This is a genomic window from Pseudomonas sp. P106(2024) (genome assembly GCF_057480815.1).
Genome location: NZ_JBLIYU010000001.1, coordinates 522,497 through 541,818 on the forward strand (window position 1 = coordinate 522,497; position 19,322 = coordinate 541,818).

A 19,322-nucleotide genomic window follows, 5' to 3' on the forward strand; every position below is an offset into this window, starting at 1 on the left:
CAGAAAAAAGGGCAGCCTGGGCTGCCCTTTTCATCTTTAGCGCTGGTGCATTAACCGAGTGTTAACGCGTATGTCAATGCAGGCCTTGAATGTAGCTGGACAGTGCTTCGATGTCCTTGTTGCTCAGCTTGCCGGCGATGGTGCGCATGGTCATGGCGTCGCCGTCGTTGGTGCGGTTGCCTTCGCGGAAGTCGGTCAGCTGCTTGCTGACGTACTGCGCGTGCTGGCCGCTCAGGTGCGGGAATTTCGCCAGGGCGATGCCCGCGCCGTTGGGCGAGTGACAGCCGGTGCAGGCGGGCATGCCTTTCTCGAGGTTGCCGCCATTGAACAGGGCACGGCCACGCTCGACCAGTTTCGGATCGGCGGCACCAACGCTGCCTTTCTGGCTGGCGAAGTAGGCGGCGATATCGGCCAGGTCCTGGTCGTTGAAGTTGGCCAGCATGCCGGTCATCTCCAGCACGGTACGCTTGCCGTCCTTGATGTCATGCAACTGCTTGTTCAGGTAGGGCTCACCTTGGCCGGCGAGTTTCGGGAAGTTCGGTGCCAGGCTGTTGCCGTCAGGGTTGTGGCAGGCCCCACAGACAGCTGTTTTGGCCTGACCGGCAGCAGCATCGCCTTTGATGGGGCCCGCAGCAGTTGCCGCACCTGCGACCCCCATGGTCAACAGCAGACTCACGAATAGTTTGTTCATCAGCTAATCCAACACGGCTAAGGGTGAAATGTTATGTATCGGGACTGCCGCTCATCCAAAGGATGACCAAACGGTAGTCCTCGGCACTGCAGTCCATGCACAATCCACGCGGCGGCATAGCCTTGAAACCCTGTGTAACATGTGCCACCAGTTGCTCCATGCCTCGCGCCAGCCTTGGCTCCCAGGCCGCCCGGTCACCGCTTTGGGGTGCCTGGGGCAGTTGTCCGGCGTGACAGGCCGCGCACGTGCGGTTGTACAACGCCTCGGGATCCTGTGTAGCCTGTGCGCTGAAAAACGGCAGGAACATACCGACAGCAAGCAGCCATTTCGCCATGCGAAACGACCTGACAGGGTTGGGGGCCGCGCTGCGTTCTGTTGCGCGAGCTATTGTTCGACACCCCATGCTCAATTGCCTTCGCTGGGCGAATGAGCACACAAAAACTGGGGCATTATATACTTCCGCCAGCCAAACGGAAACGACACCGCTTGCCAGGCCTGGTCCTACGCCTCCAGCGCTGGGCAACACCCACATCGGAAATCCCATGCAAGTCAAGAACCCCATCCTCGGCCTCTGCCAGAAAGCCAAATTCGCCCTCAGCGCCGCCAAGGTCGAACAATGCCCCGAAGACCAGGGTTACGAGGTGGCTTTCGCCGGCCGTTCCAACGCCGGTAAATCCAGCGCCCTCAACACCCTGACCCACGCCAGCCTGGCGCGCACCTCGAAGACCCCCGGGCGCACCCAGCTGCTGAATTTCTTCAGTCTGGACGATGAACGGCGTTTGGTCGACCTGCCGGGCTACGGTTATGCAAAAGTGCCGATTCCGCTCAAGCAGCACTGGCAGAAACACCTGGAAGCCTACCTGGGCAGCCGCGAGTGCCTGCGCGGAGTGATCCTGATGATGGACACCCGCCACCCGATGACCGACTTCGACAAGATGATGCTCGATTGGGCCAAGGCCAGCGGCATGCCCATGCACATCCTGCTGACCAAGGCCGACAAGCTGACTCACGGCGCCGGCAAGAACACCTTGCTCAAGGTGCAGGCGGAAATCCGCAAGGGCTGGGGCGATGCGGCGACCATCCAGCTGTTCTCGGCGCCCAAGCGCCAGGGGCTGGAAGAGGCCTACCGGGTGCTGGCGGACTGGATGGAGCTGGAAGACAAGCCAGCTGTCTGAAGGCCAAGGGATACTTACGTGGGAGCGGGCGTGCCCCGCGATCAGTCGATCGCGGGGCACGCCCGCTCCCACGGATTTCCCAGGCTTCAGGCCGAATTCCGGGCAAAAAAAACCCCGGACTTCGTATGGGGAGGGGGAAGTTCGGGGTCCAAGTCCGGACCGCTAGGGCGGGGTCCAGATATCTGCCAACACTTAACACAACATAGGAGCATCGAAAGGCTTCACCAGCCATTCAGTACCTCTGAGTGGCGGTTCACCGGTTTAGTTCCGAGCCCCTCGAAACTATTTGCGATAGTTTCATGAAACTCCTGATCTAAGGCCCGAGGCCAGCACCGGATCCGCGACACCACGCCGCAGATCCTACACAGCTTTCACGCGGGGTTTAGTGAGCTTCGTCCCAATTCGAGCCGACACCCACTTCCACCAGCAGCGGCACGTCGAGATCCGCAGCACCACTCATATAGCCACGAATTTCATCTTTCACCTGCTCGACCAGGTCCTCGCGCACCTCAAGCACCAGTTCGTCGTGCACCTGCAGGATCACTCGCGCATCCAGCTTGCTGTCGGTCAGCCAGTTGTCCACCGCTACCATCGCGCGCTTGATGATGTCCGCCGCGGTGCCCTGCATCGGGGCGTTGATCGCGGTGCGCTCGGCGCCTTTACGCAGAGCCGGGTTCTTGGCGTTGATGTCCGGCAGGTACAGGCGGCGGCCGAACAGGGTCTCGACGAAGCCTTGCTCGGCGGCCTGGGCGCGGGTGCGCTCCATATAGGCGAGCACGCCGGGGTAACGGGTGAAGTAGCGGTCGATGTAGTCCTGGGACTGCTTGCGATCGACCCCGATCTGCTTAGCCAGGCCGAACGCGCTCATGCCATAGATCAGGCCGAAGTTGATCGCCTTGGCGCTACGGCGCTGGTCGCTGGTGACGTCCGCCAGGGCCACGCCGAACACCTCGGCGGCGGTGGCGCGGTGCACGTCCAGGTCGTTGCGGAAGGCATGCAGCAGGCCTTCGTCCTTGGCCAGATGAGCCATGATGCGCAGCTCGATCTGCGAATAGTCCGCCGCCAGCAGTTTGTAGCCGGGGCTGGCGACGAAGGCCTGGCGAATGCGCCGGCCTTCGGCGGTGCGTACCGGGATGTTCTGCAGGTTCGGGTCGCTGGACGACAGCCGGCCGGTGGCGGCCACGGCCTGCTGATAGGAGGTGTGGATGCGCCCGGTGCGCGGGTTGATCTGCCCCGGCAGCTTGTCGGTGTAGGTGCTCTTGAGCTTGCTCAGGCTGCGGTACTGCATCAGTACCTTGGGCAGCGGGTAGCCCTGCTCGGCCAGGTCATCCAGGACCGCCTCGGCGGTGGACGGCTGGCCCTTGGCGGTCTTGCTCAGCACGGGCATGCCCAGCTTGTCGTAGAGAATCGCGCCCAGTTGCTTGGGCGAGCCCAGGTTGAACGCCTCGCCGGCCAGGGCGTACGCCTCACGCTCAAGCTCCACCAGCTTCGCCCCCAGCTCGCCGCTCTGCACGCCAAGCAGCGCGGCGTCGACCAGCGCGCCCTGGCGCTCGATCTTCGCCAGCACCGGCACCAGCGGCATCTCGATGTCCATCAGCACCGGCAGCACGCTCGGCGTCGTGGCCAGGCGCGCCTGCAACGCGTGATGCAGACGCAGGGTGATGTCGGCGTCCTCGGCCGCGTAGGGGCCGGCCTTTTCCAGGGGGATCTGGTTGAAGGTCAGTTGCTTGGCGCCCTTGCCGGCGATGTCCTCGAAGCTGATGGTGGTGTGGTCCAGGTACTTCTGCGCCAGGCTGTCCATGTCGTGACGGGTGGCGGTGGAGTCGAGCACATAGGACTCGAGCATGGTGTCGTAGGCCACGCCGCGCATCAGGATGGCCGGGCTGCCGTTGGCCAGGATGTTGATGTCATACTTGGCGTTCTGGCCGATCTTGCCCTTGGCCGGGTCTTCCAGCAGGGGCTTCAGGGCCAGCAGCACGGCGTCACGGTCGAGCTGGGCGGGGGCGCCTTCGTAATCGTGTGCCAACGGTACGTAGGCGGCCTCGTGGGGTTCGACGGCGAATGACAGGCCGACCAGTTGCGCCTGCTGCGCGTCGAGGCCGGTGGTCTCGGTGTCGAAGGCGAACAGCGGCGCCTGGCGCAGTTTCTCCAGCCAGGCGTCGAAACGCGCCTGGTCGAGGATGGTCTCGTACTTCGGCTCGACCTTCTCGGCCACTGGCTCAACGTCGGCAGCAACGCTGCCACCGGCCTGGGGCGCGCTACGCTGGACCTCGGCCACCCAGCTCTTGAACTCCATCTCGGTATACAGCGCCAGCAGCGCCTCGCGGTCCGGCTCGCCGCAGACCAGGGCGTCCACTTCGACATCCAGCTCGACATCGCACTTGATGGTCGCCAGCTCGTAGGACAGGAAGGCCGCGTCGCGGTGCTCCTCCAGCTTGGCCGGCAGGGTCTTGGCGCCACGGATGGCCAGGGCCGGCACCTTGTCGAGGTTGTCGTACAAATCGCGCAGGCCGCCGCCGATACCGGTCAGCAGGCCGACCGCGGTCTTCTCGCCAACGCCCGGCACGCCGGGGATATTGTCGACCTTGTCACCCATCAGGGCGAGAAAATCGATGATGTGCTCGGGACCTACGCCGAACTTCTCGTGCACGCCGGCGATGTCCAGCACGCTGCCGGTCATGGTGTTGACCAGGGTGACGTGGCCGTCCACCAGCTGGGCCATGTCCTTGTCGCCGGTCGAGATGATCACCGGACGGCCGGCGGCGGCGCTGCTGCGCGCCAGGGTGCCGATGACGTCGTCGGCCTCCACGCCTTCGACGCACAACAGCGGGTAGCCGAGGGCGCGGACGCTGGCGTGCAGCGGCTCGACCTGCACCCGCAGGTCGTCGGGCATGCTTGGGCGGTTGGCCTTGTACTCGGCGAACATGGCGTCACGGAAGGTCCCGCCCTTGGCGTCGAAAACCACCGCGAACAGGCTGTCCGGGTACTGCTTGCGCAGGCTCTTGAGCATGTTCAGCACGCCCTTGACCGCGCCGGTGGGCATGCCCTTGGAGGTGGTCAGCGGCGGCAGCGCGTGAAAGGCGCGGTAGAGGTAGGACGAACCGTCCACCAGGACGAGGGGCGCTTGGCTCATGAGGAGAATCAACCTTTTCGACGGGTCCGGCGCTAGAATAGCCAGATCAATGACGACAAAAGGACTAGGTTATCATGCGCACACCCATTCGCCTGTTACTGCTCGGTCTGCTGGTCACCATGCCAGTCGTCACCCAGGCGGCGGACGAAGCCCCATCGGCCGATCCCGATGTAACCATTCGCACGGAAGGCGACAAGACCATCCAGGAGTACCGTCAAAACGGCTTCCTGTATGCGATCAAGGTCACGCCGAAGAACGGCAAGCCTTATTTCCTGGTACGCGCCGATGGCTCCGAAGGCAATTTCATTCGTTCCGACCAGCCGGACATGCTGATTCCGTCCTGGAAGATCTTCGAGTGGTAAGCTAGTAACGCGTATCGTTCTTATCAACCAGGCACTTCCGGCGGAAGTGCCCGCATGGGCAATTCTTCAACATGTCAGTCTTCACCCCTGTGTCCCGGCCTGAGCTGGAAACCTTTCTGGCGCCGTACGAGCTGGGTCGCCTGCTCGACTTCCAGGGTATCGCCGCCGGTACCGAGAACAGCAACTTCTTCGTCAGCCTGGAAAAAGGGGAGTTCGTCCTCACACTGATCGAGCGCGGGCCGGCTGAGGACATGCCGTTCTTCATCGAGCTGCTCGACGTGCTGCACGCTGCCGACATGCCGGTGCCCTATGCCCTGCGCGACCACGACGGCAACGGCCTGCGCGAGCTGTGCGGCAAGCCGGCGCTGCTGCAGCCACGGCTGTCGGGCAAGCACATCAAGGCCCCGAACAACCAGCACTGCGCCCAGGTCGGCGAGCTGTTGGCGCATATCCACCTGGCCACCCGCGAGCGCATCATCGAGCGCCGCACCGACCGTGGCCTGGACTGGATGCTGGAATCGGGCGCCGAATTGCTGCCGGGCCTGAACCGGGAACAGGCCGGGCTGCTGCAGCCGGCACTGGCGGAAATCACCGCGCACAAGGTGCAGATCCTCGCCCTGCCCAAGGCCAACCTGCACGCCGACCTGTTCCGCGACAACGTGATGTTCGAAGGCACCCACCTGACCGGGCTGATCGACTTCTACAACGCCTGCTCCGGGCCGATGCTGTATGACATTGCCATCACCGTGAACGACTGGTGCCTGGACGAGCAGGGCGGTATCGACCTGCCGCGCGCCCAGGCCTTGCTGGGCGCCTATGCGGCGCTGCGGCCGTTCACCGCCGCCGAGGCCGAGCTGTGGCCAGTGATGCTGCGGGTGGCCTGCGTGCGCTTCTGGCTGTCGCGCCTGATCGCGGCGCAGGCCTTCGCCGGGATGGACGTGATGATCCATGATCCGAGCGAATTCGAAGTGCGCCTGGCGCAGCGTCAGCAGGTGGCGCTGAAGCTGCCGTTCGCGCTCTAAAGGGCAGCTCGTTCAAGTTATCGATGATTGGCCACGAAGCGGGTGCCATACAACGTGGCGCCTGCTTCGCGGCTGCTCCTACAGCTGTTCCAGACAGCCGGTCAGGTCGCTGCCCAGCTTCTCCAGCAAGCGCTCATAGCCCCTGGCATCCACTGTATCGCTGCCCCCCAACGCATCCAGCTCCGCCAGGCGCACCGGCAACCCGGCCGTCAGCGTCTCGGCCAGGCGCGGGCGCAGCGGCGGCTCGCTGAACACACAAGTCTTGCCCACTGCCTGCAGGCGCTTGCGCATGGCGGCGACGTGCTGCGCGCCCGGCTGCACTTCCGAGGCGACGCTGAACACACCGGCGTGCTTCAGGCCATAAGCGGCCTCGAAGTAGTCGAAGGCTTCGTGGAACACGAAGTACGGCTTGCCGGCGATCCCCGCTACCCGCTGTTTGATCCGCCCATCCAGGGCATCCATGCGCTCGACGAACAGCTTGAGGTTGGCCTGGTAGCGCGCCGCATTAGCCGGATCCGCTGCCGCCAGGTCGCCGGCCATCTTCGCCGCGATCACCCGGGCATTCACCGACGACAGCCACAGGTGCGCATCGAGGCTGCCCGGACGGTGGTCGTGATCGTGATCGTCGTGGTCCTCCTCGTCGTGGGAGTGGCTATCCTCGCCGAAGTGACGCAACTGCATACCCGACAGCGACTGCACGGCCACGGTCGGCTTGGCGCGGCTCTTCAGCACACGGGGCAGGAAGCCTTCCATGTCCGGGCCGATCCAGTACAGCAGGTCGGCATCGGCGACCTTGCGTACATCGGAGGGGCGAAGCGCGTAGTTGTGCGGAGACGCCCCCGGCGGCAGCAACACGTCGGGGCTGCCGACACCGTCCTGGACGGCGGCGGCGATCTGCTGAAGGGGCTTGATGCTGGTCAGCACGCGCACGTCGGCGTGGGCCGAAAAAGCGATGAAAGCGACAAAGAGGGCAAGGAATCGGGACACGGTGGATACTCGGGTCGTCAGAAACAGGTAACATAATAACGTCTCCATCCTGAACCGTCGCTGCCCATGTCCATCACGCCGCTGGCCCACCGTCCCCACGATCATTCCCACTGCGTCCACAGTGCGCTGGCCGAGGCCGACGCGCTGTGCAACCGTCAGGGCCTGCGCCTGACCGCCCTGCGCCGTCGCGTGCTGGAGCTGGTGTGGCAGAGCCACAAGCCGCTGGGCGCCTACGACATCCTCGCCGTGCTCAGCGAGCAGGACGGCCGTCGCGCCGCGCCGCCCACCGTCTACCGGGCGCTGGACTTCCTGCTGGAGAACGGCCTGGTGCACCGCATCGCCTCGCTCAACGCCTTCATCGGCTGCAGCCACCCCGAGCATGCGCACCAGGGCCAGTTCCTGATCTGCCGCGCCTGCCATGTGGCCATCGAGCTGGAGCAGAACAGCATCAGCGACGCCATCGTCAGCAGCGCCAAGGCCGTGGGCTTCGCCGTGGAGACGCAGACGGTCGAAGTGGTCGGGTTGTGCGGCAACTGCCGGGGCAAGGCATGAGCGACGCCCTGATCCGCCTTGAGCAGGTCGGCGTCAGCTTCGGCGGCGAGGCGGTGCTCGACAGCATCGACCTGGCCGTCGCGCCCGGGCAGATCGTCACTCTGATCGGCCCCAACGGCGCCGGCAAGACCACCCTGGTGCGCGCCGTGCTCGGCCTGCTCAAGCCGCACCGCGGCACGGTGTGGCGCAAGCCGAAACTGCGCATCGGCTACATGCCCCAGAAGATCCAGGTAGACGCCACGCTGCCGCTGTCGGTGCTGCGCTTCCTGCGCCTGGTTCCCGGGGTAGACCGCGCGGCAGCCTTGGCGGCGCTGCAGGAAGTCGGCGCCGAGCAGGTGATCGACAACCCGATCCAGACCATCTCCGGCGGCGAGATGCAGCGCGTGCTGCTGGCCCGTGCCCTGCTGCGCGAACCCGAGCTGCTGGTGCTGGATGAGCCGGTGCAGGGCGTCGACGTGGTCGGCCAGACCGAGCTGTACAACCTGATCACCCGCCTGCGCGACCGCCATGGCTGCGGCGTGCTGATGGTCTCCCACGACCTGCACCTGGTGATGAGCGCCACCGATCAGGTGGTCTGCCTCAACCGCCATGTGTGCTGCTCGGGCCACCCGGAGCAGGTCAGCAACGACCCGGCCTTCGTCGAACTGTTCGGCCAGAACGCGCCGAGCCTGGCCATCTACCACCACCATCACGATCACAGCCACGACCTGCACGGCTCGGTGATCGCCCCCGGCGCCCATGTCCACGGAGAGCACTGCAAGCATGGCTGATTTTCTTCTCTACGCCCTGCTTGCCGGCCTGTCGCTGGCGCTCGTCGCCGGCCCGCTGGGCTCCTTCGTGGTCTGGCGGCGCATGGCCTACTTCGGCGACACCCTGTCCCACGCCGCGCTGCTCGGCGTGGCGCTGGGCTTCGCCCTGGACGTCAGCCCGGCGTTGGCGGTGACCGTCGGCTGCCTGTTGCTGGCGATCCTGCTGGTGACCCTGCAACAGCGCCAGCCACTGGCCTCGGACACCCTGCTCGGGATCCTCGCGCCCAGCACCCTGTCGCTGGGCCTGGTGGTGCTGAGCTTCATGCACGATGTGCGGATCGACCTGATGGCCTACCTGTTCGGCGACCTGCTGGCGATCAGCCCCACCGACCTGGCCTGGATACTCGGCGGCAGCGCGCTGGTGCTGGTGCTGCTGGCGATGCTCTGGCGGCCGCTGCTGGCGGTCACCGTGCACGAGGAACTGGCGATGGTCGAGGGCCTGCCGGTGGCCGGCCTGCGCTTGGCGCTGATGCTGCTGATCGCCGTGGTGATCGCGGTGGCGATGAAGATCGTGGGCGTGCTGCTGATCACCTCGCTGCTGATCATCCCGGCCGCCGCGGCACAGCGTCACGCCCGCTCACCGGAACAGATGGCCGTGGGCGCCAGCCTGCTGGGGGTTACCGCGGTCTGCGGCGGCCTGGCGCTGTCCTGGTTCAAGGACACCCCGGCTGGGCCTTCGATCGTGGTCTGTGCGGCGGTGCTATTCTTGCTGAGCTTGGCGTTGCCGAAACGCTGAGATTCCAGGGCGCACGCTGACGCGTCCTGCAACCTTTTCATCGCTTGCAGGTCACACAAGACCCGTTTTCGAGCGTGCGCACCTGGGTGTAGACTTGCTCGCTTTTTGCGCAAATAGAGAGTCGCAGGAATGAAGCCGTTCGCCTCACGTTATCTGCTTGTTGCCGCGTTTTCCCTGTTCCTGGCCGCCTGCTCCAGCAAGCCGGTCGAGCAGCCGGTCGCGCCTGCCCAGCCGGATGCCTGGCACCAGCTGGAACAAAGCATTGCCAGCAACGAACTGGCCACCGCCGAAGACCAGCTGGCAGCGCTGCAGGCCCAGGCACCGGGCGATGCGCGCCTTGAGCCGCACCAGCGCCAGCTGGCCGAGGCCTACCTGCAACGCAGCCGCATCGTCCTGCAAAAAGGCGACGTGAATGCCGCCGCCACCGCGCTGGCCCGCGCCCGGGCGCTGATGCCCCAGGCACCGGCCCTGACCGGCGGCGATGCCATGGCCCAGGCGCGCAAGGCCGAGCTGGAAAAGGCCGAGGCAGCGCTGAAGGCGGCCGAGTCCAAGCCCAGGGCCCGGGTCATCGACCCGACCGCGCCCAGCACCGTGGTGGCGTTGAAGACCACCGACAGTCGGGCGATGCGCCGCCAGTTGGATGACATTGCCGCCGATGTAGTGAATTACCAGTGCGAGGTGGTGTTCCAGGTCCCGCGCACCCAGGACGCGCCGTGGCTCAAGACCCTGCTGGAGAAGCGCGTGCGCAAGCTCGACAGGGGTTTCGAGCTTGAGCAAAAGCATGAGATCCAGCGCTCATTGCCGGCGCAGGTGGTGTTGATTCCCCACCAGCAATAAACCTGACAGGGCCCCATCGCCGGCAAGCCGGCTCCCACACATGATCCCTGTGGAAGCCGGCTTGCCGGCGATGGGCTTCATAGCAGCCCCCGACTATGCCGGAACAACTTCGGCAGCCGCCTCCCGCGCCCACACCCGGTGACCCTCGACTGCCTTGAAAAACGCCTCGAGCACCTTCGGGTCATCGCCCAGCAACAGCCCCACATCTTCCTTGAGCCCCAGTTTGTTCAGCAGGAGCTTGCCCTCACTGGCTACGCCCATGGGCTTCAGATGCTTGTAGGCCTCGAGCAAAAAATGCTTGGCCACGCCACTGTTTTCCAGCGCCTCCAACGACACCTTGCCCGCCGGCACCCACACGCCGTCGAACATCACCGACGGCATGCCCTCCATCGACGCATCCACCGGCAGCTGCTTGCCATCGGCAGTCTTCACTGGTGCCGAAGTCGGCCCGAGCAGCATGGGGCGCGCACTTTGCGCCTCCAGCGCCTTGACCACCTTGTCGACACTCGCGTCATCCACGCCATCAGCCACCAGGATGGCAATCTTGCGCCCACTGATGCCGATGTCCCCGAGGTGGTTCATCTGGCTCAAGGCCTTTGACTGCGCCGGCTTGCTGCCCTTGACCTTGACCGTGCCGGCCTTCGGCGCCGGCAGCCCGAGGTTGGCCGCCACCGCTGCCGCCAACTTGAGATCGATGTTGGCCAGAATCTCGTTCACCTCCCGCGCCCGGATCGCCTCGCGCTCGACCTTGCCCAGCTCGAAGCTGTAGGCCTTGATGATGTGCTGCTGCTCGGTGGGGCTCATGCTCTGGAAGAACAGCCGCGCCTGGGAGAAATGGTCGCCGAACGACTCGCTGCGCTGGCGGATCTTGTTCGCATCGATACGTTCCTGGTAACTCTCGAAACCGCCATCCTGCGCGGCAGCCGGCGTTTCCTTCGGCCAACCGCCATCGATCGAGTTGGGCTCGTAGGAGGCACGCCCCTTGTCGATGGTCATGCGGTGCATGGCATCGCGCTGGCTGCTGTGATTGGGCGCGACAGGGCGGTTGATCGGGATCTCGTGGAAGTTCGGTCCGCCCAGGCGGCTTATCTGGGTGTCGGTGTACGAGAACAACCGGCCCTGCAGCAAGGGATCATTGCTGAAATCGATGCCCGGCACGATATGCCCCGGGCAGAAGGCAATCTGCTCCACTTCGGCGAAGAAGTTGTCCGGGTTGCGGTCGAGCACCATCTTGCCCAGCGGCGTCACCGGCACCAGCTCCTCGGGGATGAGCTTGGTCGGGTCGAGCAGGTCGAAGTCGAACTTGTGCTCGTCGGCCTCCGGCACGATCTGCACGCCCAGTTCCCATTCCGGGTAATGGCCGGTCTCGATCGCTTCCCACAGGTCGCGGCGGTGGTAGTCGGTGTCCTTGCCTGCAAGCTTCTGGGCTTCGTCCCACAGCACCGAGTGCACGCCCTGGCGCGGCTTCCAGTGGAACTTGACGAAGCTGGCCACGCCTTGGGCATTGATCAACCGGAAGGTATGCACGCCAAAGCCTTCCATCATCCGCAGGCTGCGCGGGATGGCGCGGTCGGACATGGCCCACATGACCATGTGCGCGGATTCCGGCACCAGCGATACGAAGTCCCAGAAGGTATCGTGGGCAGAGCCACCGGTGGGTATCTCGTTGTGCGGTTCGGGTTTGACCGCGTGGACGAAGTCGGGAAACTTGATCGCGTCCTGGATGAAGAACACCGGCATGTTGTTGCCGACCAGATCGAAATTGCCCTCATCGGTGTAGAACTTCACCGCAAAGCCGCGCACGTCTCGCACCGTGTCACCCGAGCCACGTGGGCCCTGCACGGTGGAAAAGCGTACAAACACCGGGGTTATTTTCTCGGGATCTTGCAGGAAACCGGCCTTGGTCAGTTCGGCATGGCAGCCGTAGCTTTGGAAGTATCCATGGGCGCCGGTCCCGCGGGCATGGACGATACGCTCGGGTATGCGCTCATGATCGAAGTGGGTGATCTTCTCGCGCATGATGAAGTCTTCGAGCAGCGAAGGCCCGCGGACACCGGCCTTGAGACTGTTCTGGTTGTCGGCGACCTTCACCCCCTGGTTGGTGCGCAGCGCCTGGCCGCTGGCGTCGCTGCGAAAAGCCTCCAGGCTCTGCAGCTTGGCGTTGGTGTTGGCCTTGTCCGGGGTGTCGGTGCCGGCGACAGGGCTGGGCTGTGGCGCCTGGGGCGTCTTGCTGGGCATCTTCGGCTCTCCTCATCAGTCATCAGGCTGCCCATTCGGGCTTGTTCAATTAGTGACTGGGCCGCCGTCGGATGCGTTCAATCGGATTGCCGACCGTCGCGATATGCCGATTGGATTGGAGCATTGCGAAATTAATGCTAAGAACAGGCAGGGGAAAAGGCTAAAATGCGCGACCCCGGCTAACCGCTGACCCAAATTCCATGCGCCCCACAAGGTTCGCTCAGTGATCGAGTTTCAAAATGTCCACAAGACCTACCGCGTCGCCGGTAGGGATATCCCGGCCCTGAACCCGACCAGCCTGACCATCGAAGATGGCCAGGTGTTCGGCCTGATCGGCCACTCCGGTGCCGGCAAGAGCACCATGCTGCGTCTGATCAACCGCCTCGAGGAGCCGTCCGGCGGCAAGATCGTGGTCGACGGCGAAGACGTCACCGCCTTCGACGCCAACCAGCTGCGCCGCTTCCGCCAGCAGGTCGGTATGATCTTCCAGCACTTCAACCTGCTGGCGTCCAAGACCGTCGCCGACAACGTCGCCCTGCCGCTGGTGCTGGCCGGCGAGCTGTCGCGTGGCGAGATCGACAAGCGCGTCACCGAGCTGCTGGCCCGTGTCGGCCTGTCCGAGCATGCGAAGAAGTACCCGGCGCAGCTGTCGGGCGGGCAGAAACAACGCGTCGGCATCGCCCGCGCCCTGTCCACCAACCCGAAGATCCTGCTGTGCGACGAGGCCACCAGCGCCCTCGACCCGCAGACCACCGCCTCGGTGCTGCAACTGCTGGCCGAGATCAACCGCGAGCTGAAACTGACCATCGTACTGATCACCCACGAGATGGACGTGATCCGCCGGGTCTGCGACCGCGTGGCGGTGATGGACGCCGGGCAGATCGTCGAGCAAGGCCCGGTGGCTGAAGTGTTCCTGCACCCGCAGCACGCCACCACCCGGCGCTTCGTCCAGGAGGACGAGCAGATCGACGAGAACGAGCAACGCGACGACTTCGCCCATGTGCCGGGCCGTATCGTGCGCCTGACATTCCAGGGTTGCGCCACCTACGCGCCTCTGCTGGGCACCGTGGCCCGCGAAACCGGTGTCGACTACAGCATCCTGGCCGGACGCATCGACCGCATCAAGGACATTCCCTATGGCCAGCTGACCCTCGCCTTGATCGGCGGAGACATGGACGCGGCATTCGCCCGCTTCACTGCAGCTGATGTACATATGGAGGTACTGCGCTGATGGACATCCTCAGCTATTTCGCCAACGTCGACTGGGTCGAGATCTGGCAAGCGACCAGCGACACCATGGTCATGCTGTTCATCTCACTGGCCTTCATCATCCTGCTCGGCCTGCCGCTGGGCGTCGTGCTGTTCCTGTTCAGCCCTCGGCAGATGTTCGAGCACAAGAAGATCTACGCAGTGCTGGCGACCATCGTCAACATCGTGCGCTCGGTGCCATTCATCATCCTGCTGATCGTGATGATCCCGATCACGGTACTGATCACCGGTACCTCGCTGGGTGTCGCGGGCGCGATTCCGCCGCTGGTGGTCGGCACGACGCCGTTCTTCGCACGCCTGGTCGAGACGGCCCTGCGTGAAGTGGATCGCGGCATCATCGAGGCCACCCAGTCGATGGGCGCCACCACCCGCCAGATCATCTTCAAGGCAGTGCTCCCTGAAGCCATGCCGGGCATCATCGCCGCTATCACCGTAACGGCCATCACCCTGGTGTCCTACACCGCCATGGCCGGCGTGGTCGGTGCCGGTGGCCTGGGCGACCTGTCGATCCGCTTCGGCTACCAGCGCTTCCAGACCGACGTGATGATCGTCACCGTGGTACTGCTGGTGATCCTGGTCCAGGTGCTACAGATGATCGGCGACAAGCTGGTCGTGCATTTTTCCCGTAAGTAACCCCAATGGGGTCGGCCCGGCCGACCCGTTCGGGGGCCGTCGCGGCCCTCACAAGGAGTGATCAATGAAGAAGCTGCTTGCTGTTGTCGCCGCCGTCGCGGCCTTCTCGGCCCACGCCGAGACCCTGACCGTCGCCGCCACCCCGGTGCCGCACGCCGAGATCCTCAACTTCGTCAAGCCGCAGCTGGCGAAGGAGGGCGTGGAGCTGAAGGTCAAGGAGTTCACCGACTACATCCAGCCGAACGTGCAGGTCGCGGAAAAGCGCCTGGACGCCAACTTCTTCCAGCACCAGCCTTACCTGGATGAGTTCAACAAGGCCAAGGGCACCCAGCTGGTCAGCGTTGCCGGCGTGCACCTGGAGCCGCTGGGCGCCTACTCGAGCAAGTACAAGAAGCTCGACGAACTGCCATCCGGCGCCACCGTGGTCATCCCCAACGACGCCACCAACGGCGGCCGTGCCCTGCTGCTGCTGGACAAGGCTGGCGTGATCAAGCTCAAGGACAGCAAGAACATCCTGTCGACCGTGAAGGACATCACCGGCAACGACAAGAAGCTGAAATTCCGCGAGCTGGAAGCGGCCACCATCCCGCGCGTGCTGACCCAGGTCGACCTGGCGCTGATCAACACCAACTATGCGCTGGAAGCCAAGCTGAATCCGGAGAAGGACGCCCTGGTGATCGAAGGCAGCGATTCGCCTTACGTGAACATCCTGGTGGCGCGTCCGGACAACAAGGACGCCGATGCCATGAAGAAGCTGGCTGCGGCCCTGCATTCGCCTGAGGTGAAGCAGTTCATCACCGAGAAGTACAAGGGCGCGGTGATTCCGGCGTTCTAAGCTGACATCCCCGGGGCCGCTTTTCGGCCCATCGCGGCAGGCCCGAGGAACGAACACCAATCGCGGGGCCAGCCCGCTCCCACGCCAGATTGCGTTCTGGTGTGGGAGCGGGCTGGCCCCGCGATTCATTTCTACGGTCAGTCGCGCTTGACCAGCCCCGGCAACTGCGCCACCAGCTTCTGGTTGTTGAACGGCGCACGGATGAACCCGCGCTGGCGCCCGTCCGGCCCGACCACCGCCAGGTTGCCGCTGTGATCCACGGTGTAGCCCGGCTTGCTGGTATCGGCTGGGATGAACGGAATGCTCAAGGCATTGGCCAGCTTCTGGGTGTCCTCGATCGACCCCGCCACCCCGACGAAATCCTTGTCGAAGTAGCCCAGGTACTGTTTGAGCTGGTTCGGCGTGTCGCGGTTCGGGTCGACGCTCACCAGCACCACCTGCAGACGCTCCAGCGCCTCCTTGGGCAGCTCGCTTTTCACCTGGCGCAGCTGGGCCAGGGTGGTCGGACAGATGTCCGGGCAGTAGGTATAGCCGAAGAACAGCAACGACCACTTGCCCTTGAGCTGGTCCAACACCAGCGGCTGGCCGTTCTGGTCGGTCATGGTCACGTCCGGCACGGTGCGGCTCTGCGGCAGCAGGATGATGCCGGCGTCGATCAGCTCGGTGGGATTCAACTGACCACGGTCGTTGAGCACCTTGTTGACGGTCAGGCCCATGATCAGCGCGACCAGGGCAACGAGGATGAAGACGGTTTTCTGGGTTCGGGTCATAGGTTCAGCAACAGGTAGTGGTCTACGAGCAACGCGATGAACAAGGCGAACAGGTAGCCGATAGAGTACTTGAACGTCTTGATCGCCGCGTGCGGCCGGGTGCCACGGTACAACACCCAGGCCCAGTGCAGGAAGCGCAAGCCCAGGACCATGGCACAGGCCAGGTACAACGGTCCGCTCATGTGGATGGCATAGGGCAACAGGCTCACCGCCAGCAATATCAAGGTGTAGAGCAGGATGTGCAGGGCCGTGTAGCGCTCGCCGTGGGTAACGGGGAGCATGGGAATATCAGCTTTTGCGTACTCCTCCTTGCGATGAATCGCCAGGGCCCAGAAGTGCGGTGGCGTCCAGGCGAAGATGATCAGCACCAGCAGCAGTGGTTCGGCGCCCAGGTGCCCGCTGACCGCCACCCAGCCCAGCAACGGCGGAGCCGCTCCGGCCAGGCCACCGATCACGATGTTCTGCGGCGTGGCACGCTTGAGAAAGCCGGTATAGAGCACCGCGTAACCGAGCAGCGAAGCCAGGGTGAGCCAGGCGGTGAGGGGGTTGGTGAAGGCCAGCAGCAGGGCCATCCCCGCCACGGCCAACAGCAAGGCGAACAGCAAGGCCGGCAAGGGCGCGACCCGGCCCTGGGCCAGCGGGCGCTTGTGGGTGCGGGCCATCAGTGCATCGACGCGGCGGTCGACGACGTGGTTGACCGCCGCCGCGGCCCCCGCGCACAAGCCAATCCCCAGGTTGCCGAACAGCAGGACGCTCCAGGCCACCCCCGCGCGGGTGGCAAGAAACATCCCTACCAGCGAGGTGATCAGCATCAGCACCACCACCTTCGGCTTGGTCAGCTCCATGTAGTCGCGCCATCCGGCGCGCTGGCGTTCCGTGCTCAGAAGCGTCGCCACGAATCGTTCCTCATTTGATGGGAAAGGTGCACGCCGGTCACCGGCGTCAGGCGCCAGCCGTGGCCCACACGGACCTTGTCGACCACGCGGATGCGGTAGTTGACCAGTACCATGCACATCAGCAGCAAGGCGCCACCAGCGTTGTGCGCGACAGCCACGCCCAGGGGCAGGTGGAACAGCACGTTGCTGATGCCCAGGCCCAGTTGCAGCGCCAGCGCCAGCAACACCAGGCGAGCCAGGCCACCCAGGCCGTGGCGGTGCAGCTTCCAGCTCAGGGTCAGTAACACCAGCATGACCAGCAGCGCGCCCAGGCGATGGCTGATATGAATCGCGGTGCGCGCGTCACTGTCCAGTTGCCCACCGAGGTAATTGGGCCCGACGTGCTGGGTCAGGTGGAAGCCGTTGCTGAAGTCGGCCGCAGGCCACCACTGGCCATGGCAGGTGGGCAGGTCGATGCAGGCAACGGCGGCGTAGTTGGCGCTGACCCAGCCCCCCAGGGCGATCTGGCCGATGACCACCAGCAGCGCCAGCGCGGCGATGCGGCGCAGGCTCAGCGGCAGTTTCGGCAATGGCGCAAAGGCCCGGGATAGACGCAGGGAAAGCAGGAAAAGCAGGCTCACCGTGGTGAATCCGCCGAGCAGGTGCGCGGTGACTACCTGGGGCCAAAGCTTCAAGGTAACCGTCCACATGCCGAACGCCGCCTGGGCCAGCACCACGCCCAGCAGCAACACCGGCAGGCGGTAGGGCTGGCCGTCGCGGGCATGCCGGCGCACGGCCTGGAAGGCGAGCAGGGCGATCACCAGCGCCAGGGTGCCGGCGAAATAGCGATGGACCATCTCGGCCCAGCCCTTGGCTTCTTCCACCGGGTGCTCGGGGAAGTGCAGCTCGGCATGGGCCAGCTGGGCATCGGTCTTGGGCACGCTGATGAAGCCATAGCACCCCGGCCAGTCGGGGCAGCCCAGGCCGGCATGGGTCAGCCGGGTATAGGCGCCGAGCAGCACCACCAGCAGCGCCAGCAGGGTGGCGAACACAGCGAGACGGAATCCGGGTCTGGCCATGGCGGCCTCCTAGCCGATGTTGGACAGCTTGAGCAGGTGACGCAGGTCGTCCAGCACATGCTTGCCGTTGACCTTGGCGTCGTAGCGCAGCACCAGGTTGCCGTGGGGGTCGACGATCCACAGCTGCGGGCCCACTTCGCCGACCTTCTGGACATAACGCTGAACATCCAGCGGGTAGCGCCGCAACTGCGGGTATTCGCGGCCCAGCAGGGCCTGGTAGTCGGCGGCCAGCGGTTGGGCCGCCGCCAGGGCATGGCTGGCGCGGCTGGCGTCACGGCCCAGGCCGACCTGGATCTGCCGGGCCAGGTACACCAGTTGCCGGCACTCCTCGGCGCAGGCCTCGGGGGCGCTGACCAGCAGCTGCCAGCGCTCGTCCTGGGCATCGATGCCGATGTCCGCGCGGCCCTCGCCATTGCCGATCATCACGCCGTGATAGCTGCGCCCCTCCGGCACCCAGAACTTGAGCTTGTACATGAGGGTGGCAAGGATCATCGGCCCGAGCACGACGAACAGGATCAGCAACAGTTGCAGACGCCCCCGGGGCTTGCGGTGGTCAGGCGCGTCCAGTGGACTCGTGGCGGCGGCCATGGCGGTTCTCCTTGTCGTTGTGATGCCAGCCGAAGTACAGGTAGAGCAGCACCAGCGTGGTGGCCAGGGCGAACCACTGCACGGCATAGCCCTGGTGCTTTTCCGGCCCCATGGCGACCACCGGCCAGTCCAGGCGGTAGGCGGCCGGACCGGGCTGCAGGCGCAGTTCCTGGGCGAAGCCTTCGCGGCCCAGCTGCTGCCAGAGCCCGGCCGGGTCGATGGCCGTCAGCAGTTGCGGCCAGCGGCCATCCGGATTGTCCGGGTGCAGTTGGAAGGTCTTGCCCGGCGCCACGTATACCGTGGTGTCCAGCGCCAGGGCCTGGTCCGGGGTGTCGAAACGCACCGGCACCCGACGGTCGGGCCAGGGCAGCCAGCCGCGGTTGAGCAGCAGCCACAGCCCGCTGGCCTGGTCGTGGAAAGGTTGCAGCAACTCGACGCCGGCCTTGCCGTCGCGCATCTGGTTGTCCAGCAGCAGGCTGTGGGTGGCGTCGAAGCGGCCATACAAATGCACGGGATAGAACGCCGGATCCGGCAGCTGGCGCAGTTGATCGACAGCGACCGGCGCCTCGATCTGGCGCTCGGTGTACGCGGCGAGCAGGTCGCGCTTCTCATCGGCGCGGCGCAGTTGCCAGCAGCCGAGCGCGATCAGGCCCGGCAGCAGCGCGAGCACCACCAGGGTCGGCAACAGGCCGGGGCGAAACGGCCTCACCAGGGCCTCGTCAGGTCGAGCG

Annotated in this window: 20 protein-coding genes; 10 read left to right on the forward strand and 10 right to left on the reverse strand. The window is 65.0% G+C overall.

Annotated features, from left to right (window positions below):
- Positions 1 to 73: 73 nt before the first annotated feature.
- Both AC25M7_RS02390 and AC25M7_RS02395 read right to left on the reverse strand, forming a co-directional pair.
- Positions 74 to 691, reverse strand: a complete 618-nt coding sequence (locus tag AC25M7_RS02390) for a c-type cytochrome (RefSeq protein ID WP_028688672.1) — start codon at positions 689 to 691, stop codon at positions 74 to 76.
- Positions 692 to 722: 31 nt separating this feature from the next.
- A complete protein-coding gene (locus tag AC25M7_RS02395; protein ID WP_028688673.1) occupies positions 723 to 1,025 on the reverse strand; it encodes a c-type cytochrome in 303 nt (100 codons plus the stop codon).
- Positions 1,026 to 1,233: 208 nt separating this feature from the next.
- Between AC25M7_RS02395 and yihA the strand changes: the two genes are divergently transcribed.
- Entirely contained in the window at positions 1,234 to 1,866 is a 633-nt protein-coding gene (gene yihA, locus AC25M7_RS02400; protein ID WP_028688674.1) for a ribosome biogenesis GTP-binding protein YihA/YsxC, read from the forward strand.
- A gap of 382 nt (positions 1,867 to 2,248) precedes the next feature.
- On the opposite strand, the gene polA is transcribed toward yihA, so the two are convergent.
- Complete coding sequence (polA, locus tag AC25M7_RS02405; protein ID WP_197867021.1) at positions 2,249 to 4,999, reverse strand: DNA polymerase I; 2,751 nt, start codon at positions 4,997 to 4,999, stop codon at positions 2,249 to 2,251.
- Positions 5,000 to 5,073: 74 nt separating this feature from the next.
- On the opposite strand from polA, the gene AC25M7_RS02410 reads away from it, so the two are divergent.
- The gene (locus AC25M7_RS02410) at positions 5,074 to 5,361 is read left to right on the forward strand and encodes a DUF2782 domain-containing protein (protein WP_028688676.1); all 288 of its coding nucleotides are present in this window, start codon (positions 5,074 to 5,076) and stop codon (positions 5,359 to 5,361) included.
- A 71-nt stretch (positions 5,362 to 5,432) separates the two neighbouring features.
- Entirely contained in the window at positions 5,433 to 6,383 is a 951-nt protein-coding gene (locus AC25M7_RS02415) for a homoserine kinase (RefSeq protein ID WP_028688677.1), read from the forward strand.
- Positions 6,384 to 6,461: 78 nt separating this feature from the next.
- Here AC25M7_RS02415 and AC25M7_RS02420 read toward each other — a convergent pair whose 3' ends face one another.
- On the reverse strand, positions 6,462 to 7,418 hold the full coding sequence (locus AC25M7_RS02420; protein ID WP_051555603.1) for a zinc ABC transporter substrate-binding protein: 957 nt from the start codon (positions 7,416 to 7,418) through the stop codon (positions 6,462 to 6,464).
- 18 nt (positions 7,419 to 7,436) lie between these two features.
- Here AC25M7_RS02420 and zur point away from each other — a divergent pair, with 18 nt between their 5' ends.
- The 4 genes from zur (at position 7,437) to AC25M7_RS02440 (ending at position 10,304) form a co-directional block, all read left to right on the forward strand.
- A complete protein-coding gene (gene zur / locus AC25M7_RS02425; protein WP_028688679.1) occupies positions 7,437 to 7,922 on the forward strand; it encodes a zinc uptake transcriptional repressor Zur in 486 nt (161 codons plus the stop codon).
- On the forward strand, positions 7,919 to 8,692 hold the full coding sequence (gene znuC / locus AC25M7_RS02430) for a zinc ABC transporter ATP-binding protein ZnuC (RefSeq protein ID WP_028688680.1): 774 nt from the start codon (positions 7,919 to 7,921) through the stop codon (positions 8,690 to 8,692). Before zur ends, znuC begins: the two co-directional genes overlap by 4 nt.
- Positions 8,685 to 9,467 carry a zinc ABC transporter permease subunit ZnuB gene (znuB, locus tag AC25M7_RS02435; RefSeq protein WP_088851669.1) on the forward strand — a complete coding sequence of 261 codons (783 nt, stop codon included), beginning with the start codon at positions 8,685 to 8,687 and terminating at the stop codon, positions 9,465 to 9,467. Before znuC ends, znuB begins: the two co-directional genes overlap by 8 nt.
- Before the next feature lie 129 nt (positions 9,468 to 9,596).
- Positions 9,597 to 10,304, forward strand: a complete 708-nt coding sequence (locus AC25M7_RS02440) for a PA5502 family lipoprotein (protein ID WP_088851670.1) — start codon at positions 9,597 to 9,599, stop codon at positions 10,302 to 10,304.
- A 93-nt stretch (positions 10,305 to 10,397) separates the two neighbouring features.
- Here the strand turns inward: AC25M7_RS02440 and katE are convergent, their stop codons facing one another.
- Positions 10,398 to 12,542 (reverse strand): catalase HPII, encoded by a 2,145-nt coding sequence (gene katE / locus AC25M7_RS02445; RefSeq protein ID WP_028688683.1) that lies wholly within the window; start codon positions 12,540 to 12,542, stop codon positions 10,398 to 10,400.
- A gap of 223 nt (positions 12,543 to 12,765) precedes the next feature.
- On the opposite strand from katE, the gene AC25M7_RS02450 reads away from it, so the two are divergent.
- The 3 genes from AC25M7_RS02450 (at position 12,766) to AC25M7_RS02460 (ending at position 15,279) form a co-directional block, all read left to right on the forward strand.
- Positions 12,766 to 13,773: a methionine ABC transporter ATP-binding protein gene (locus AC25M7_RS02450; protein WP_028688684.1), complete on the forward strand. Its 1,008-nt coding sequence runs from the start codon at positions 12,766 to 12,768 to the stop codon at positions 13,771 to 13,773.
- Positions 13,773 to 14,444: a methionine ABC transporter permease gene (locus AC25M7_RS02455; protein WP_486970705.1), complete on the forward strand. Its 672-nt coding sequence runs from the start codon at positions 13,773 to 13,775 to the stop codon at positions 14,442 to 14,444. Before AC25M7_RS02450 ends, AC25M7_RS02455 begins: the two co-directional genes overlap by 1 nt.
- A 64-nt stretch (positions 14,445 to 14,508) precedes the next feature.
- Positions 14,509 to 15,279 (forward strand): MetQ/NlpA family ABC transporter substrate-binding protein, encoded by a 771-nt coding sequence (locus AC25M7_RS02460; protein WP_028688686.1) that lies wholly within the window; start codon positions 14,509 to 14,511, stop codon positions 15,277 to 15,279.
- A 137-nt stretch (positions 15,280 to 15,416) separates the two neighbouring features.
- On the opposite strand, the gene AC25M7_RS02465 is transcribed toward AC25M7_RS02460, so the two are convergent.
- The 5 genes from AC25M7_RS02465 to AC25M7_RS02485 are packed head-to-tail and all read right to left on the reverse strand — an operon-like array spanning position 15,417 to position 19,300.
- The gene (locus tag AC25M7_RS02465) at positions 15,417 to 16,049 is read right to left on the reverse strand and encodes an SCO family protein (RefSeq protein ID WP_028688687.1); all 633 of its coding nucleotides are present in this window, start codon (positions 16,047 to 16,049) and stop codon (positions 15,417 to 15,419) included.
- Positions 16,046 to 16,945 carry a heme o synthase gene (gene cyoE / locus AC25M7_RS02470; RefSeq protein WP_028688688.1) on the reverse strand — a complete coding sequence of 300 codons (900 nt, stop codon included), beginning with the start codon at positions 16,943 to 16,945 and terminating at the stop codon, positions 16,046 to 16,048. The genes AC25M7_RS02465 and cyoE overlap by 4 nt, the downstream gene beginning before the upstream one ends.
- A complete protein-coding gene (locus tag AC25M7_RS02475; protein ID WP_028688689.1) occupies positions 16,930 to 18,003 on the reverse strand; it encodes a COX15/CtaA family protein in 1,074 nt (357 codons plus the stop codon). Before AC25M7_RS02475 ends, cyoE begins: the two co-directional genes overlap by 16 nt.
- A 9-nt stretch (positions 18,004 to 18,012) precedes the next feature.
- On the reverse strand, positions 18,013 to 18,591 hold the full coding sequence (locus AC25M7_RS02480; RefSeq protein ID WP_486970706.1) for a hypothetical protein: 579 nt from the start codon (positions 18,589 to 18,591) through the stop codon (positions 18,013 to 18,015).
- Positions 18,557 to 19,300, reverse strand: coding sequence for an SURF1 family protein (locus AC25M7_RS02485; RefSeq protein ID WP_486970707.1), 744 nt, complete (start codon positions 19,298 to 19,300; stop codon positions 18,557 to 18,559). Before AC25M7_RS02485 ends, AC25M7_RS02480 begins: the two co-directional genes overlap by 35 nt.
- Positions 19,301 to 19,322: the final 22 nt, after the last annotated feature.

What these genes read in the sequence shown, in the direction of transcription:
- katE (WP_028688683.1), bottom strand. Translation starts at nt 12,542, where the DNA reads ATGCCCAGCAAGACGCCCCAGGCGCCACAGCCCAGCCCTGTCGCCGGC.
- znuC (WP_028688680.1), top strand. Translation starts at nt 7,919, where the DNA reads ATGAGCGACGCCCTGATCCGCCTTGAGCAGGTCGGCGTCAGCTTCGGC.
- znuB (WP_088851669.1), top strand. Translation starts at nt 8,685, where the DNA reads ATGGCTGATTTTCTTCTCTACGCCCTGCTTGCCGGCCTGTCGCTGGCG.
- AC25M7_RS02475 (WP_028688689.1), bottom strand. Translation starts at nt 18,003, where the DNA reads ATGGCCAGACCCGGATTCCGTCTCGCTGTGTTCGCCACCCTGCTGGCG.
- AC25M7_RS02455 (WP_486970705.1), top strand. Translation starts at nt 13,773, where the DNA reads ATGGACATCCTCAGCTATTTCGCCAACGTCGACTGGGTCGAGATCTGG.
- AC25M7_RS02460 (WP_028688686.1), top strand. Translation starts at nt 14,509, where the DNA reads ATGAAGAAGCTGCTTGCTGTTGTCGCCGCCGTCGCGGCCTTCTCGGCC.
- zur (WP_028688679.1), top strand. Translation starts at nt 7,437, where the DNA reads ATGTCCATCACGCCGCTGGCCCACCGTCCCCACGATCATTCCCACTGC.
- AC25M7_RS02395 (WP_028688673.1), bottom strand. Translation starts at nt 1,025, where the DNA reads ATGGCGAAATGGCTGCTTGCTGTCGGTATGTTCCTGCCGTTTTTCAGC.
- AC25M7_RS02465 (WP_028688687.1), bottom strand. Translation starts at nt 16,049, where the DNA reads ATGACCCGAACCCAGAAAACCGTCTTCATCCTCGTTGCCCTGGTCGCG.
- AC25M7_RS02415 (WP_028688677.1), top strand. Translation starts at nt 5,433, where the DNA reads ATGTCAGTCTTCACCCCTGTGTCCCGGCCTGAGCTGGAAACCTTTCTG.
- AC25M7_RS02420 (WP_051555603.1), bottom strand. Translation starts at nt 7,418, where the DNA reads ATGGAGACGTTATTATGTTACCTGTTTCTGACGACCCGAGTATCCACC.
- AC25M7_RS02440 (WP_088851670.1), top strand. Translation starts at nt 9,597, where the DNA reads ATGAAGCCGTTCGCCTCACGTTATCTGCTTGTTGCCGCGTTTTCCCTG.
- yihA (WP_028688674.1), top strand. Translation starts at nt 1,234, where the DNA reads ATGCAAGTCAAGAACCCCATCCTCGGCCTCTGCCAGAAAGCCAAATTC.
- AC25M7_RS02410 (WP_028688676.1), top strand. Translation starts at nt 5,074, where the DNA reads ATGCGCACACCCATTCGCCTGTTACTGCTCGGTCTGCTGGTCACCATG.
- polA (WP_197867021.1), bottom strand. Translation starts at nt 4,999, where the DNA reads ATGAGCCAAGCGCCCCTCGTCCTGGTGGACGGTTCGTCCTACCTCTAC.
- AC25M7_RS02480 (WP_486970706.1), bottom strand. Translation starts at nt 18,591, where the DNA reads ATGGCCGCCGCCACGAGTCCACTGGACGCGCCTGACCACCGCAAGCCC.
- AC25M7_RS02390 (WP_028688672.1), bottom strand. Translation starts at nt 691, where the DNA reads ATGAACAAACTATTCGTGAGTCTGCTGTTGACCATGGGGGTCGCAGGT.